Origin of the sequence: Microbacterium sp. NPDC028030, assembly GCF_040637855.1 — a bacterium.
Lineage (GTDB): Bacteria > Actinomycetota > Actinomycetes > Actinomycetales > Microbacteriaceae > Microbacterium.
Genome location: NZ_JBEZXF010000002.1, coordinates 765,486 through 780,137, shown reverse-complemented (window position 1 = coordinate 780,137; position 14,652 = coordinate 765,486). Strand labels below are relative to the sequence as shown.

The following is a 14,652-nucleotide window of genomic DNA, read 5'->3' as shown; positions in this document are numbered from 1 at the left end:
CTGGGAGGATGGTCTCGCCCGGCATCCTCCTCGTCGACAAGCCCTCCGGGCTCACCAGCCACGATGTCGTCGCACGCACGCGCCGTGCCTTCGGTACGCGCAAAGTCGGTCACGCGGGCACCCTCGACCCGATGGCGACCGGACTGCTGGTGATCGGGATCGAGGGCGCGACCCGTCTGCTGACCTATGTCGTCGGCACGGACAAGACCTACCTGGCGACGATCCGCCTCGGCGCGAGCACCGGGACGGACGACGCCGAGGGGGAGACGGTCGCGACCGCGGCGCCCGAGGCCTGGGAAGCCGTCACGGACTCGGCCGTGCGAGCAGGCATCGCCGCGCTCACCGGAGCGATCTCGCAGGTGCCCAGCGCGGTCTCCGCCATCAAGGTCGACGGACGTCGTGCGTACGACCGTGTGCGGGCGGGCGAGGAGGTCGTTCTCGCCGCACGCGACGTGGTCGTCTCCCGGTTCGAGCTGATCGAGGCGCGGCGAAGCGACGGCTACCTCGACCTCGACGTGGTGGTCGACTGCTCTTCAGGAACCTACATCCGCTCACTCGCCCGTGATCTGGGAGCTGCTCTGGGCGTCGGCGGGCACCTGACCGCGCTGCGGCGCACTAGGGTCGGTCCTTTCGACGTGACCGACGCCGTCGCCCTCGACGCCCTCGACGGCGCTCACACGCTGACCCCGGCGGAGGCTGCGAGTCGCCTGCTGCCGGTGCTGGACATGTCGGGCGATGACGCGCGCGACCTGCGTCAGGGGAAGCGCCTCGCCGGACAGGCGGGACGACTGACCGCAGCGATCGCTGCGGCGGTCGATGAAGACGGGGTGCTCATCGGGATCGTCGAGAAGCGCGGCGCAGACCTGAAGAGCGCCATGAACATGCCGGAGGGCGAGCGATGATCCTGTGGTTCACGGTCGTGCAGATCGTGGCGGCGGTGGCGGCCGGGGTGTTCTGCCTCGTCGCAGGACTCATCGGACGTCGACCGAGCGACTTCACGGTCGGAGCCCTCGCGCTCGTCGAGGTGCTGCTGATCGTCCAGGTGGTCGTGGCGATCGTCGCGCCCCTCGTGGGCAACCCGCCGACGGGTGACCTGCTCGAGTACTGGGTCTACCTCGTCTCGGCCGCGCTGCTTCCCGTGGGCGCGGTGCTGTGGGCGCTCATGGAGCGCAGCAGATGGAGCACGGTCATCCTCGGTGTCGCTGCGCTGGCCATCGCCATCATGCTGTGGCGCATGCAGGTCATCTGGGCGATCCAGGTGGCGTGACGTGCGGCGTCGGGGCGGAGTCCCGGTGTCCTGCGCGGCTCTAGGATGGAATGCGCTATGAGCACCACCGCCCCCACCACTCGGATGACCGGAATCGGTCGCGTCCTCGTGATCGTCTACGTCGTCATGGCGCTGGCCGCCACGGGGCGCAGCTTCGTGCAGATCGTCCGCCGGTTCGACGAAGCGCCCCTCGCGTATTCGCTGTCCGCACTCGCCGCCGTCGTCTACATCCTCGCCACCCTCGCCCTCGTGCTCGCCCGTCGGCGCGGTTGGTACACGGTCGCCTGGGTCGCCATCGTCTTCGAACTCACGGGCGTCCTCGTGGTCGGGCTTCTGAGCATCCTGATGCCGGCGCTGTTCCAGCACGAGACCGTGTGGTCGCTGTTCGGGCGCGGATACCTGTTCATCCCGTTGGTGCTCCCGGTGTTCGGGATCTGGTGGTTGCGCACGCACCGCCCGGTCGATGCCGCGCGACCGGTCGAGGCCGGCGCATGATCGTCTTCCGGAGCCCAGAGGAGGTTCCCGCCGGCTTCGGACCGAGCGCGGTCGCGATCGGCAAGTTCGACGGCGTCCACGCGGGGCATCGGGCGGTCATCGCACGGCTGAACGAGGCGGCCGCAGCCACCGGCAGCCGGTCGGTCGCCGTCACCTTCGACCGCAACCCGCTCGCGATCCTGCGTCCGGACCGCTGCCCGGAGAACGTGGTCACCGTCGACCGCAAGCTCGAGCTGCTCGGCGAGCTGGGCATCGACGCGACGCTCCTGCTGACCTTCGACGAGCAGCTCGCGGCGCGCAGTGCCCACGATTTCGTCGTCGACATCCTCGTGGGCGCACTCGAAGTCTCGACGGTGCTGGTCGGCGAGGACTTCCGCTTCGGCAACAAGGGGGCGGGCACCCCCGAGCTCCTGCGCGAACTCGGGCCACGCTACGGCTTCGCGGTCGAGGTCGTGGAAGACGTGTACCTGCCCGGCTCCGAACGCCGCGTGTCGTCGAGCTGGATCCGTGAACTCCTGATGGAGGGCGACGTCGCGGCCGCGACGAAGGTGCTCGGCCGTCATCCCGATGTGCGGGGCGAGGTCGTCCACGGTCTCAAGCGCGGCCGCGAACTCGGTTTCCCGACCGCGAACCTCTCGACGATCGTCGATGCGTTCGTCCCCGCAGACGGCGTGTATGCGGGATGGCTGGTGGACCACGACACCGGGATCCGGCATCCGTCCGCGATCTCCGTCGGCACGAACCCCACATTCGACGACGTCCTGGTCCGCCAGGTGGAAGCGCATGTGCTGGGGGAGACGGGCCTCGATCTCTACGGTCACGATGTCACGGTCGAGTTCGTCGAGCGCCTCCGCGGCATGGTGGCGTTCGAAGGCATCGAGAAGCTGATGGACCAGATGGCCACCGACGTGACGGATGCCGCTCGGGCCCTCGGACTGCGCGCCTGATCGTCGATCCCGTTCGACATGTCGGCGTGGGTGTTCCCCGGGTCTCGGCCGCGATGGCATAGAATGGGTCTCGGCTCCCGCCGATCCTCGCGCTTCTCGCGTGCCTCGTCGGGAAGAAGATCCACTGTTCGTACGGTCCTGGCTCACGCCACACGCGGACAACGAGAACGGCCCGCGACTTCCTGGGGAAGTCGGAGCCTTCACGCTCAGGAGGAGCATGCCGACCACGGCAACCGCCGCCACGCGGCGAAAGAAGACGTCCCGTCGCGACGACGAGGCACCACTCATCCCGATCCTCGCGCGCAAGGTGCGCGAGATCGAGGCGAAGTCGCAGCGGGGGAAGCTGGGACCGACGAATCGGGTGAAGTTCCAGGTGATCGCCTTCCTGGTGCGCGAGGAGCGCGCCAGGGTGAAGGCGGACGCCGAGATCGGCGACCCGGCACGCGCCGAGCTGCTGAAGCGGCTCGACGGCGTGGCGACGATCCTCGCCAAGACGGCCGCCCGTGACACCTCGCTCATCCAGCTGCTGGAGGCCGACCAGGCGACGTCGCCTGTGGCCAAGCGCATGCGCCGCGACTGGCTGCTCGAGTCTGGCGCGGAGTTGGCCCCGGAAGAGCTGATCATCGCCGACGCCGCACCCGTGCAGATCTCGGTCGTGCCTGCGGCGATCGCCGAACGCCAGGTCACACCGCCGTCCGTCGAGGCTCGCCAGCTGGCGAACCCGTTCCTCGCACCGGATCTGACACCGCGCTCGACCGCGACACCCCGTCGGCGTCTCGACGGCTGGGAGCTCATGGGCCCCCTCTACAAGGCTTTCGAGACCGGGGCCGGCGGCTCTGCCGCGTCGATGGAGCTCCCTCCCGCGCCCGAGTTCGACCACCTCTCGCCCAAGGGGCTCGAGGTCATGGTGCACCAGTCCCGGTTCCTCGAGGCCGTGAAGACCGGGCACCGCAGCTTCCTTCTGGCGGATGAGCCGGGGCTCGGCAAGACCGCGCAGTCAGTCCTCGCCGCATCCGTCGCCGGCGCCTACCCGCTCCTCGCCGTCGTCCCGAACGTCGTCAAGATGAACTGGGCGCGCGAAGTCGAGCGGTGGACGCCGCAGCGCCGAGCCACGGTGATCCAGGGCGACGGTGCCGACATCGATGCCTTCGCCGACGTGTTCATCGTGAACTACGAGATCCTCGACCGTCACCTCTCGTGGCTGGCGTCGATCGGCCTGCGCGGCATGGTCGTCGACGAAGCGCACTTCATCAAGAACCTGTCGTCGCAGCGGTCGCAGAACGTGCTGTCGCTCGCCGCGCAGGTTCGCGAACGCACACCTGGCCACAACCCGCTCATGCTCGCCCTCACGGGTACGCCGTTGATCAACGACGTCGAGGACTTCGACGCGATCTGGCGCTTCCTCGGCTGGACGACGGGCGAGAAGCCGGGCCCCGAGCTCATGGAGAAGCTCGACGCCACCGGCTTCACCCCGGCCGACAAGGCGTTCTACCCCGAGGCGCGGGATGCCGTCATCTCGATGGGCATCGTTCGTCGCAAGAAGAAGGACGTCGCTGCGGACCTCCCCGACAAGCTGATCGCCGATCTGCCGGTGCAGCTCGACGACGAGTTCGGGCGCAGCATCCGGCAGGCGGAACGGGAGCTCGGCGAGCGTCTCGCCGCCCGCTACCGTCGCATCATCGAAGCGCGTGGCGATCGAGGGCTGGCACCCGGCGAGATCGACGACGACATCGTGCGTCTCGTCGCGCAGAACGAGCTCGAGGAGTCGAAGGCGGCCGGCACAGGGGGAGACAACGTCTTCACCATGGTCCGCCGCATCGGTCAGGCCAAGGCGCAGCTCGCGGCGGACTACGCCGCTCAGCTGCAGCGGTCGGTCGGCAAGGTCGTCTTCTTCGCGAAGCACATCGACGTCATGGATCAGGCCGAGGCGCACTTCGCGGCCGCGGGGATCCGTGCGGTGTCGATCCGCGGAGACCAGACGTCCACCGCGCGTCAGCAGGCGATCGACGACTTCAACGGAGACCCCTCGGTCGGGATCGCGGTCTGTTCGCTCACCGCGGCCGGTGTCGGGCTGAACCTGCAGGCGGCGTCGAACGTCGTGCTCGCCGAGCTGTCGTGGACGGCCGCGGAGCAGACGCAGGCGATCGACCGCGTGCACCGCATCGGTCAGGACGAGCCCGTCACCGCGTGGCGGATCATCGCCGCCCACACGATCGACACGAAGATCGCGGAGCTCATCGACCAGAAGCAGGGGCTCGCGGCGCGGGCACTCGACGGTGAGGCCGTCGAGGAATCGGCGGGGGAGCCGGTGCAGCTCGCGGCACTCATGCACCTGCTGCGTCAGGCGCTCGGCGGCGCATGATCGTCAAGAACTACGGTTCTTAACACGCGATTCGCTTGTCACACACGTCGCTTCGGGAAGTTCGTCGATATCGACGGATCCGCGCGTCAAGATCGGCGGTTTTCGTCGACCCCGAATAGCGCCCGAGTGCACCGGGGCGCTAGTGTCGATCGAAGGCAGCGCGGCCTCTTCCCCCATCTCCCGAACGTCTGAAGGCACCAGCATGAAGATCGGCATCCTGACGAGCGGCGGCGACTGCCCCGGCCTCAACGCGGTCATCCGCGGCATCGTGCTCAAGGGCACCACCACGTACGACCTGGAATTCGTCGGCATCCGCGACGGATGGCGTGGCCTCGTCGACGGCGACTTCATGCCGCTCACGCGGCACGAGGTGAAGGGTCTCTCCAAGGTCGGAGGCACGATCCTCGGCACCAGCCGCACGAACCCCTATGAGGGAGAGCGCGGGGGAGCGGAGAACATCGCCAAGACCCTATACGGCCACAAGATCGACGGCATCATCGCGATCGGCGGGGAGGGTACCCTCGCCGCCGCCGACCGACTCGCGAAGGACGGCATCAAGGTCATCGGCGTGCCGAAGACGATCGACAACGACCTCCAGGCCACCGACTACTCCTTCGGCTTCGACACCGCGGTGAACATCGCGACGGACGCCATGGACCGTCTGCGGACCACGGGCGACTCGCATCAGCGCTGCATGGTCGCGGAGGTCATGGGGCGCCACGTGGGGTGGATCGCCCTGCACGCGGGCATGGCCGCCGGCGCGCACGTCATCTGCATCCCCGAGGTTCCGATGTCGATCGACGACATCACCGAGCTCGTGACCAGCGCTCACGACCGTGGCAGGGCACCGCTCGTCGTCGTCTCCGAGGGGTTCAAGCTCCTCGGCATGGAGGAGGCATACAGCGACAAGGGGCTCGACGCGTTCAACCGTCCCCGCCTCGGCGGCATCGGAGACCAGCTCGCGCCCGAGATCGAGCGCATCACCGGCATCGAGACCCGCGCCACGATCCTGGGACACATCCAGCGCGGTGGATCCCCGTCGGCGTTCGACCGCGTGCTGGCGACGCGTCTCGGGCTCCACGCCGCCGACGCGATCGTCGACGAGGCCTGGGGGCAGATGGTGGCGATGCAGGGCACGGACATCGTCCGGGTGCCCTTCGCCGATGCGCTGGGCGAACTCAACACGGTGCCCCGCTACCGCTACGACGAGGCGGCTGCCCTCTTCGGCTGATCGCAGGCACGCTCGACAACGCTTCGTGTGGGTGGATCAGCGTTGTTGCCAGCATCCTGAGATCAGGCAATCGCGCCGAATCAGGCGGTAGCTCACTGCAATCGCCTGATTCTGAGTGTCTGCCTGATTTCGCGCGCCGTCATGGGACGATGTTCCCCGCGTACGCGCGCTGACGCGGGCGTACCGCCGTTGTGCTCAGTCACCGTTTCGTCGCGTGTGCAGCCCCTGTGCGATCGCGGTCAGGACGGTCTGCTCGACGTATCGGGCGTCGTACATCACCTGGTGCACGTCGAAACGGAGGATCGTGTACCCGCGCAGCACGAGGCGAGCATCCGCTCGGATATCCCGACGGCGATCTCGCGCTGAGCTGTGATGTGCGAAACCGTCGATCTGGATTCCCAGTCGCTCTCCGATCATGGCGTCGAGCGGATGCCCGTCGACCCAGACCTGCTGCCGCATCTCGACCCCGATCCCGCGCATCAGGGCGAGGAACGCGGTCTCAGGACCCGAGTCCGACCTCCCGCCGACCAGTGCTGCGATCCGTGATGCGGAGCTCGAGTGCCACTCCACCCGCTCGAGGACATCGAGGTCGAGCATCTCGCCGGATCGCAGACTCCCAGACGGCCAGGGCATCCGTCGTCGGCACGCACCGAGCGACCTGGAACAGCACGTTGAGGGACGGGTCCACCGTCGAACGCCGTGCCACGGGAACGGGACCGCGGCTGCGGTGGACGCGGATGCCCGTCGATTCAAACCGGGAGGCGCTGTGCGGCAGCGCGACGTGCACCGCATCCGTGCTGATGTCCCACCAGCCGCACATGCTCGCGGCGCTCACGCAGGTCACGCGCCCACCGACGGAGGCGGCAGCGACGAGCCGTGCGTCGCAATCGGGCGTCACGAGCCAGGACCGCCGCACCCGCAGGAGGTGCCCGTCTTGAACTGCTCGCCGCACCGCGTGGTCCGTGAACCCGGCCGTCCGCAGAGCGGACGAGTGTGCGGCACCGTCGTGCTGGCGTACCCAGTCATCTGCAGAGATCGTCACGGTCCCACCTTGGCCGACGCCCCGAATGCCGCGGGACTGTCGAGCCGTGGTCAGGGGACAACTGCGACGGGTCGTCGATTGTGGAGGAGTCGACGCATCCGTTCTGCTGCATCCTGAAATCAGGCAAGAGCGCCGTATCAGGCAGGAAGTGAGCGAATCAGCCTGATCCGGCGTGATCGCCTGAACTCGCGTGCAGGCACGCTCGACAACAGGGTCGAGCGCGGCCGCTGCGCTCAGTCGTCGGCGAGGCCGAGCGTGTCGAGCAGCCAGGCGAGTTCGAACGCGCGTTCCTTCCAGGAGTTGTAGCGCCCGCTGACCCCGCCGTGTCCCGCGACCATCTCGCACTTGAGCAGCACGTCGGAGGCCCCGGCCTCGCGCAGTCGTGCCACCCATTTCGCAGGCTCGACGTAGAGCACCCGGGTGTCGTTGAGCGAGGTCACCGCGAGTATCCTCGGGTACTTCACGCCATCTCGGACGTTCTCGTACGGGGTGTAGGACTTCATGTACTCGTAGACGTCCGGGTCGTGAAGGGGATCGCCCCACTCATCCCACTCGATCACCGTGAGCGGAAGCGACGGGTCGAGGATCGTGGTAAGCGCATCCACGAACGGGACTCCGGCGAGGATGCCGGCGAAGAGCTCGGGCGCGAGGTTGGCGATCGCGCCCATCAGCAGACCTCCGGCGCTGCCTCCCTCCGCGACGAGCTGACTCGGCGCGGTGACCCCGGTGGCGACGAGGTGCTCGGCGCAGGCGACGAAGTCCGTGAAGGTGTTGCGCTTGTTCAGCAGCTTCCCATCTTCGTACCACTGGCGACCCATCTCTCCGCCACCGCGGACGTGCGCGACCGCGAAGACGACTCCGCGGTCGAGCTCGGAGAGACGGGCGACGGAGAATCCCGGGTCGATGGAGTGCTCGTACGAGCCGTAGCCGTAGAGGTGCACAGGTCGTGTCCCGGCCCCAGGATCGCCGAATGAGCGCTTCCACACGAGGGAGATCGGCACGCGTGTGCCGTCGGAGGCCGTCGCCCAGTCTCGTCGCTGACCGTACTCGGCGGGATCGTAGCCGCCCAGCACGGTGACCTGCTTGCGCAGGATGAGCGCCCGGTCTGCCAGATCGAGGTCGTACACCGTGCCCGGGGTCACGAACGACGTGTAGCCGAGGCGGAGGAACGGCGAGTGCCACTCCGGGTTCCCGCTCACGCCGGCCGAATAGAGCGGTTCGTCGAACGGGATCTCGTCGACGGCGTCCGTGGCATAGTCGAGCAGCCCGACGCGCTCGAGACCTTCGCTGCGGTACTCCACGGTCGCGAAGTCGCGGAACGCGTCCATGCCGAGCAGACGCTGTCCCGGTTCGTGCGCGATGACCACGTGCCGCTCGCCCCGAGGGTCGGACGCCGACACGGAGACGAGCTCGAAGTCGAGAGCGTCATCGTTGTGGAGGATGAAGAGGCGGTCCTCACCGTCCACCACGGCGTGGTCGATCGAGTATTCGACGCCCTCGCGGCGGGGCCAGACGAGCCGCGGCTCGGCGGTGAGTTCGCCGGTCAGGTCGACGAGGTATTCCTCGCTCGTGATGCTGGACCCGACGCCGATCACGAGGTACCTGCGGCTGCGGGTGATCCCGGCGCCCAGCCAGAACTTCTCGTCGGGTTCATGGAAGAGGCGGACGTCGTCGGCGACCGGCGTTCCGAGACGATGCAGCCACAGCGTGTCGGGGCGCCATGCCTCATCGCGCGTCGTGTACAGCACGCCTGTGCCGTCCGGCGTGAAGAACGCTCCGCCGGTGTCCGGGATCTCGTCCTCGAGCGTCTCTCCGGTCGTGAGGTCGCGCACGTGCACGGTGTAGAGCTCGTCGCCTTCGAAGTCGGTCGACCACAGCAGCTTCGTCGCATCGTCCGAGGTGTCGAAGGCCCCGAGCGAGAAGAACTCGTGGCCATCGGACTCGACGTTGCCGTCGAGCAGGACGACCTCGCCGGGAACCGGGACACCGGGCACGAGCGAAGGGGGAGTCCAGTCGTCTTCGGTGGCGGCCGCCCGGCAATGGATGCCGTACTGGGCGCCCTCCTCCGTGCGGCTGTAGTACCACCATTCGCCGCGGCGGGTGGGCACCGAGAGGTCGGTCTCCTGCACGCGCGCCTTGATCTCGTCGAACAGCCTGCTGCGGAGATCGGCCAGATGCGCGGTCGCGGCATCCGTGTGCGCGTTCTCGGCTTCGAGGTGCGCGATGACCTCTTCCGAGTCCTTGGCCCTCATCCATTCGTACGGGTCGTCGAACGTGTCGCCGTGGTGCGTGCGGAGGGTGGAGCGGCGTGCGGCCAGGGGAGCGTCAGTCACCGTCCCACGCTATCCCAGGTCGAGTTGACCGGCACGGGGGAGGGTGGGAGGATTTACCGGGGCCGGTTAACGGAAGTCAAACCCACGGTGAACTCTTCGTTCGTCACGTCGATCCCGTCGACAACTCCTTCTTCCTCAACGACCGAAAGCGAACGGTGGAAACCGCAGCCCTCATCGTCGTGCTCGTCATCGCGCTGGCACTCTTCTTCGACTTCACCAACGGCTTCCACGACACCGCGAATGCCATGGCGACGCCGATCGCCACGGGTGCGCTGAAGCCCAAGACCGCCGTCCTCCTCGCCGCCGTCCTCAACCTCGTCGGCGCGTTCCTGTCGACGGAGGTCTCGAAGACCATCTCCGGCGGAATCATCCGCGAGGATGCGATCATCTCCGCCGGGGCGGATCTCTTCCTCTCGCTGATCTTCGCCGGCCTGATCGGCGCCATCACCTGGAACATGCTGACCTGGCTCCTGGGTCTTCCGTCGAGTTCGTCCCACGCGCTCTTCGGCGGTCTGATCGGGGCGACGTTGGTCGGCGCTGGCCTCGGCGGCATCGACTTCGGCATGGTGCTCTCGAAGATCGTGCTCCCTGCTCTCATCGCGCCAGTGACCGCCGGGCTGATCGCCTTCGCGGCGACGAAGATCGCCTACTCCGTCACCCGCCGTTACGACGGCAAGCCGGACGGACGCGACGGTTTCCGCTGGGGCCAGATCTTCACCTCGTCCCTCGTAGCCCTCGCGCACGGCACGAACGACGCGCAGAAGACCATGGGCGTCATCACCCTGGCCATGATCACGATCGGCTGGCAGTCGGGTGCGCACCACGAGCCCGAGCTGTGGGTCATCATCGCATGTGCGTTCACGATCGCCCTCGGCACGTACCTCGGCGGCTGGCGCATCATCCGCACCCTCGGTAAGGGGCTGACCGACGTCAAGCCCGCTCAGGGGTTCGCGGCCGAGAGCTCGACCGCTGCGACCATCCTCGCCTCGAGTGCCCTGGGCTTCGCACTGTCGACCACCCAGGTGGCATCCGGATCGGTGATCGGCTCTGGTCTCGGACGCCGAGGATCGACCGTCCGCTGGCGGACCGCAGGCCGGATCGGCGTCGGCTGGCTGCTGACCCTTCCCGCGGCAGGCGGGGTCGGGGCGTTGGCGGCGCTCCTGGTCGTGTGGCTCGGCAACTGGGGTGTGGCGATCGACGCGCTTCTGGCGCTCGCGATCATCCTCGGCCTGTTCATGCGTTCGCGCCGGAACGCGGTCACCCCGGCGAACGCGATGAGCGATGTCGCCGAATCGGGAATGGCCATCGACCTTCCCGACACCCCGCCTCCGACACGACGTCAGCAGCGCATCGAGCAGGCGAAGGCCGAGGCGAAGGCACGAGCGGCGGCTCGCGAGGAGGCCAAGGCCCAGACGAAGCGTGAGGCGGCAGCGAAGGCGAAGAAGAAGGCTCAGGACAAGGCGAGCGCGAAGGCATCCAAGTCGGGGTCGACCTCGACGACCGGGGTGTCAACGAAGAAGCCCGATGCGCCTCGGAGCGGGGAGTCGGAATGAACGTCGTCATCGACTGGGTCGCCTTCCTCCAGGTGTTCCTCGCGGCTCTCATCGGAGCGGCCGCGATCGTGACCTTCTACGCGCTCGGTCTCCGACTGCTCGTGCGCAGCGGCCGCGCGCCCGTGGTGAGTCCCGCGGAGTTCACGGACGCGATCACCGTGATCACCGAGAAGGAGCTCCGGCGCGCGGAGAAGCAGGCCGCGAAGGCGGCACGGAAGAGCCCGCTCACCGAGGGGCAGAAGCTCGTCGCCCTCTTCGGCGCCTACGCGTGCTTCGCCCTCTGCGCCGCGGCCGTCGTCGCGGGCATTCTGCTCCTCGTGATCGGCCACTGATCGCACCGAGCCGGTCTGCTCAGCGCAGCAACCCGGCGACGAGGTCGTCGATGATGGCGTCGGTCTCCGTGTCGGGGTCGATCGGCATCGTGAGGCGATCGAGGAGGAGCCCGTCTATCGCATAGTGGAAGAGAGCGATCTCGCGGCGACCGCCGGGCAGACCGGCTGCGGCGTTGAAGGCGACGTCTCCGTCGAACCCGGCGCGTTGCCAGGCTCCGAGGACGGCGGCGACCTCCGGTCTGCGGCTGCTCTCGAGGCGCAGTTCGAAGAGCGCCAGAGTGACCTCGCGATCGTCGGTGAGGCGGCGGACGATGTCGCGGACGTAGTCGGCGAACAGTGCGGCGCCCGGCACCCCGCTCGATCTCCGTCGGAGGTCGTCGGGCGTCGGGGCGAGTCGTTCCCCGATGCGCTCGACGAGTCCGGCGACGAGCGCGTCCCGACTCCGGAAGTAGTTCGACGTGGTCCCCGTCGGGATGCCCGCGGCGACGTCGACCGCGCGATGCGTCAATCCGCGGGAGCCCTCTCGTGCCAGCACCGCGAGTCCGGCATCGGCGATCGCCCGACGCCTGCTCTCGTTCTTCGCCATGAGGCGATCCTAGCCCGAGCACTACACCCGCTGTGGTCACCGGGGAATAGGGTGATCCCATGTCCGCAGGAACCAGCGCACACGTCTTCGGCCGTCATGAGCCCGCATCGCATGTCCTGATCCACGTCAGCGACCCCCACTTCCTCGCCGGAGGGGCGCAGCTGGGTGGCCGGTACGACGTGGAGGAGAACTTCGCGCGCACGCTGCGCGCGATCCGTGCCGTGCACCCGCATCCCTCGGCGATCGTGATCACCGGAGACCTCGCCGATCTGGGCGAGCCCGACGCGTATCGGCGTCTGCGTGCCGCGGTCGAGCCCGTCGCCCGCGAACTCGGCGCGCCGGTGGCGTGGGTCGCCGGCAACCACGACGAGCGTCCTGCACTGCGGCAGGGCTTGCTGGACCTCGAGCCGACCGAGGACCCGGTGACGGGGGTCTGGGATCTCGACGGGTTGCGGCTCATCGCCCTGGACAGCAGCGTTCCCGGGTGGCACCACGGCGACATCGACCACGACCAGCTGTCGTGGCTGGCCGAGCAGCTCGCCGACCCCGCACCCCACGGCACCGTGCTCGCTCTGCACCACCCGCCGATCCCGAGCCACCTCCCGCTGTTCGACGTCCTGGAGCTTCGTCATCAGGATGAGCTCGCCGACGTGATCCGCGGCACGGACGTCAGGGGCATCCTCGCGGGGCACCTGCACTATTCGTCGCACGGCACATTCGCCGGGGTGCCGGTGAGCGTGGCGTCTGCGACCTGCTACACGATGAACGTGGCCCGCCCGCCCGCCGACGTCAACGGCATGGACGCGGCGCAGGCGTTCCACCTCGTCCATGTGTACCCCGACACGATCACGCACACCGTCGTCCCCGTGACCGACGCGGCGACGGGCGACTACTTCTCCGAGGAGTGGCTGGAGCGCATGGCGAGCCTCACGCCCGAGGGGCGACTCGAGGCGTTCTCCCGCAAACCCGGTCGCTGAGCGGCGTAGACTGAAGGCATCCCCCACCCTTCTCACCCGCCACGACCCACGAGGATGTGACATGGCTTCTGCCGCGCCTACCCTGACCCGCACCGAGACCGATTCGCTCGGGAGCATGGAGATTCCCGTCGACGCGTACTGGGGGATCCACACCGCCCGCGCCGACGCGAACTTCCCGATCACGAAGCGGCCCATCTCGGTCTATCCGGACCTGGTGGTCGGGCTGGCGATGGTGAAGCAGGCCAGCGCCCGCGCGAACCGCGAGATCGGCGTGCTCGACCCTGAGCGTGCCGACCTGATCGACCGCGCGGCACAGCGGGTGATCGACGGCGAGTTCCACGAGCAGTTCACCGTCGGCGTCATCCAGGGCGGTGCCGGCACCTCGACGAACATGAACGCGAACGAGGTCATCACCAACATCGCGCTCGAGATGGCCGGACGCGAGAAGGGCGACTACGCCTTCCTCTCGCCGATCGACCACACCAACCGCAGCCAGTCCACGAACGACGTGTACCCGACGGCCGTCAAGATCGGTCTGTCCCTGACGCTGCGCTCGCTGCTCGAGGAGCTCGATCTGCTGCGTCTGTCGTTCCTCGGCAAATCGCGCGAGTTCCACGATGTGCTCAAGGTCGGGCGCACCCAGCTGCAGGACGCCGTGCCGATGACGCTCGGTCAGGAGTTCAACGGATTCGCCACGACCCTCGGCTACGACCACACGCGCCTCACCGAGAACGCTTCGCTGATGTTCGAGATCAATATGGGCGCCACCGCGATCGGCACGGGCATCACGACGCACCCCGGCTACGCTCCCGCCGTGCTCAAGCACCTGCGCGAGATCACCGCGCTCGACCTGCGCACGGCAGGAGACCTCGTCGAGGCGACGAGCGACACGGGCTCCTTCATGTCGTTCTCGTCGACGCTCAAGCGCAACGCGATGAAGCTGTCCAAGATCTGCAACGACCTCCGACTGCTCTCGTCCGGACCGCAGGCGGGTCTCGGTGAGATCAACCTTCCCGCGATGCAGGCGGGATCGAGCATCATGCCGGGAAAGGTCAACCCGGTCATCCCCGAGGTCGTGAACCAGGTCGCGTTCGCCGTCGCCGGAGCCGACATGACCGTGACGATGGCGGCGGAGGCGGGCCAGCTGCAGCTGAACGCCTTCGAGCCGGTCATCGCGCACTCGATCTTCCAGTCGATCACCTGGATGCGTCAGGCCATGTGGACGCTGCGCGTCAACTGCGTCGACGGCATCACCGCGAACCGCGACCGCCTGGGTGCGATGGTGGGCGCTTCGGTCGGTGTCATCACCGCCCTCACCCCTTTCATCGGCTACGCGGCCGCCGCAGCGCTGGCGAAGACCGCACTTCTGACGAACCGGAGCGTCGCCGACCTGGTCGTCGAGGCCGGGCTCATGTCGCGCGACGAGGTCGTCAAGCAGCTGTCTCCCGCGCGCCTGTCGGGACTCGAGACCATCACGGCGGCGATCCCGGTGGTCGCGCCGGAAGACCTGATCGAGATCTGAGCCAC

Annotated in this window: 13 protein-coding genes; 10 read left to right on the top strand and 3 right to left on the bottom strand. The window is 68.1% G+C overall.

The annotated features are described in order from the left end of the window. The first annotated feature begins 8 nt into the window (after positions 1 to 8). From truB to AB0E56_RS12635, 6 genes are all read left to right on the top strand, one after another. On the top strand, positions 9 to 902 hold the full coding sequence (gene truB / locus AB0E56_RS12660) for a tRNA pseudouridine(55) synthase TruB (RefSeq protein ID WP_359799390.1): 894 nt from the start codon (positions 9 to 11) through the stop codon (positions 900 to 902). Continuing rightward, complete coding sequence (locus AB0E56_RS12655) at positions 899 to 1,267, top strand: hypothetical protein (RefSeq protein WP_359799388.1); 369 nt, start codon at positions 899 to 901, stop codon at positions 1,265 to 1,267. Before truB ends, AB0E56_RS12655 begins: the two co-directional genes overlap by 4 nt. 57 nt (positions 1,268 to 1,324) lie before the next feature. Beyond that, complete coding sequence (locus AB0E56_RS12650) at positions 1,325 to 1,762, top strand: hypothetical protein (protein WP_359799386.1); 438 nt, start codon at positions 1,325 to 1,327, stop codon at positions 1,760 to 1,762. Next, on the top strand, positions 1,759 to 2,709 hold the full coding sequence (locus AB0E56_RS12645; protein WP_359799385.1) for a bifunctional riboflavin kinase/FAD synthetase: 951 nt from the start codon (positions 1,759 to 1,761) through the stop codon (positions 2,707 to 2,709). The genes AB0E56_RS12650 and AB0E56_RS12645 overlap by 4 nt, the downstream gene beginning before the upstream one ends. Positions 2,710 to 2,926: 217 nt before the next feature. Then, a complete protein-coding gene (locus AB0E56_RS12640) occupies positions 2,927 to 5,071 on the top strand; it encodes a DEAD/DEAH box helicase (protein WP_359799382.1) in 2,145 nt (714 codons plus the stop codon). Between the two features lie 202 nt (positions 5,072 to 5,273). Then, the gene (locus tag AB0E56_RS12635) at positions 5,274 to 6,302 is read left to right on the top strand and encodes a 6-phosphofructokinase (protein WP_359799381.1); all 1,029 of its coding nucleotides are present in this window, start codon (positions 5,274 to 5,276) and stop codon (positions 6,300 to 6,302) included. 195 nt (positions 6,303 to 6,497) lie between these two features. Here the strand turns inward: AB0E56_RS12635 and AB0E56_RS12630 are convergent, their stop codons facing one another. After that, positions 6,498 to 6,899 carry a DUF559 domain-containing protein gene (locus AB0E56_RS12630; RefSeq protein ID WP_359799379.1) on the bottom strand — a complete coding sequence of 134 codons (402 nt, stop codon included), beginning with the start codon at positions 6,897 to 6,899 and terminating at the stop codon, positions 6,498 to 6,500. A gap of 678 nt (positions 6,900 to 7,577) precedes the next feature. Continuing rightward, entirely contained in the window at positions 7,578 to 9,677 is a 2,100-nt protein-coding gene (locus tag AB0E56_RS12625) for a S9 family peptidase (RefSeq protein ID WP_359799377.1), read from the bottom strand. Between the two features lie 155 nt (positions 9,678 to 9,832). Here AB0E56_RS12625 and AB0E56_RS12620 point away from each other — a divergent pair, with 155 nt between their 5' ends. Both AB0E56_RS12620 and AB0E56_RS12615 read left to right on the top strand, forming a co-directional pair. Beyond that, complete coding sequence (locus AB0E56_RS12620; RefSeq protein WP_359799375.1) at positions 9,833 to 11,230, top strand: inorganic phosphate transporter; 1,398 nt, start codon at positions 9,833 to 9,835, stop codon at positions 11,228 to 11,230. Further along, entirely contained in the window at positions 11,227 to 11,562 is a 336-nt protein-coding gene (locus tag AB0E56_RS12615) for a peptidase (RefSeq protein ID WP_183152505.1), read from the top strand. The genes AB0E56_RS12620 and AB0E56_RS12615 overlap by 4 nt, the downstream gene beginning before the upstream one ends. Before the next feature lie 19 nt (positions 11,563 to 11,581). On the opposite strand, the gene AB0E56_RS12610 is transcribed toward AB0E56_RS12615, so the two are convergent. Next, complete coding sequence (locus AB0E56_RS12610) at positions 11,582 to 12,148, bottom strand: TetR/AcrR family transcriptional regulator (protein WP_359799374.1); 567 nt, start codon at positions 12,146 to 12,148, stop codon at positions 11,582 to 11,584. Positions 12,149 to 12,207: 59 nt separating this feature from the next. Here AB0E56_RS12610 and AB0E56_RS12605 point away from each other — a divergent pair, with 59 nt between their 5' ends. Continuing rightward, positions 12,208 to 13,125, top strand: coding sequence for a metallophosphoesterase (locus AB0E56_RS12605; protein ID WP_359799373.1), 918 nt, complete (start codon positions 12,208 to 12,210; stop codon positions 13,123 to 13,125). Positions 13,126 to 13,186: 61 nt separating this feature from the next. After that, entirely contained in the window at positions 13,187 to 14,647 is a 1,461-nt protein-coding gene (locus AB0E56_RS12600; protein ID WP_359799371.1) for an aspartate ammonia-lyase, read from the top strand. Positions 14,648 to 14,652: the final 5 nt, after the last annotated feature.

What these genes read in the sequence shown, in the direction of transcription:
- truB (WP_359799390.1), top strand. Translation starts at nt 9, where the DNA reads ATGGTCTCGCCCGGCATCCTCCTCGTCGACAAGCCCTCCGGGCTCACC.
- AB0E56_RS12610 (WP_359799374.1), bottom strand. Translation starts at nt 12,148, where the DNA reads ATGGCGAAGAACGAGAGCAGGCGTCGGGCGATCGCCGATGCCGGACTC.
- AB0E56_RS12630 (WP_359799379.1), bottom strand. Translation starts at nt 6,899, where the DNA reads ATGCTCGACCTCGATGTCCTCGAGCGGGTGGAGTGGCACTCGAGCTCC.
- AB0E56_RS12635 (WP_359799381.1), top strand. Translation starts at nt 5,274, where the DNA reads ATGAAGATCGGCATCCTGACGAGCGGCGGCGACTGCCCCGGCCTCAAC.
- AB0E56_RS12640 (WP_359799382.1), top strand. Translation starts at nt 2,927, where the DNA reads ATGCCGACCACGGCAACCGCCGCCACGCGGCGAAAGAAGACGTCCCGT.
- AB0E56_RS12645 (WP_359799385.1), top strand. Translation starts at nt 1,759, where the DNA reads ATGATCGTCTTCCGGAGCCCAGAGGAGGTTCCCGCCGGCTTCGGACCG.
- AB0E56_RS12655 (WP_359799388.1), top strand. Translation starts at nt 899, where the DNA reads ATGATCCTGTGGTTCACGGTCGTGCAGATCGTGGCGGCGGTGGCGGCC.
- AB0E56_RS12605 (WP_359799373.1), top strand. Translation starts at nt 12,208, where the DNA reads ATGTCCGCAGGAACCAGCGCACACGTCTTCGGCCGTCATGAGCCCGCA.
- AB0E56_RS12650 (WP_359799386.1), top strand. Translation starts at nt 1,325, where the DNA reads ATGAGCACCACCGCCCCCACCACTCGGATGACCGGAATCGGTCGCGTC.
- AB0E56_RS12600 (WP_359799371.1), top strand. Translation starts at nt 13,187, where the DNA reads ATGGCTTCTGCCGCGCCTACCCTGACCCGCACCGAGACCGATTCGCTC.
- AB0E56_RS12615 (WP_183152505.1), top strand. Translation starts at nt 11,227, where the DNA reads ATGAACGTCGTCATCGACTGGGTCGCCTTCCTCCAGGTGTTCCTCGCG.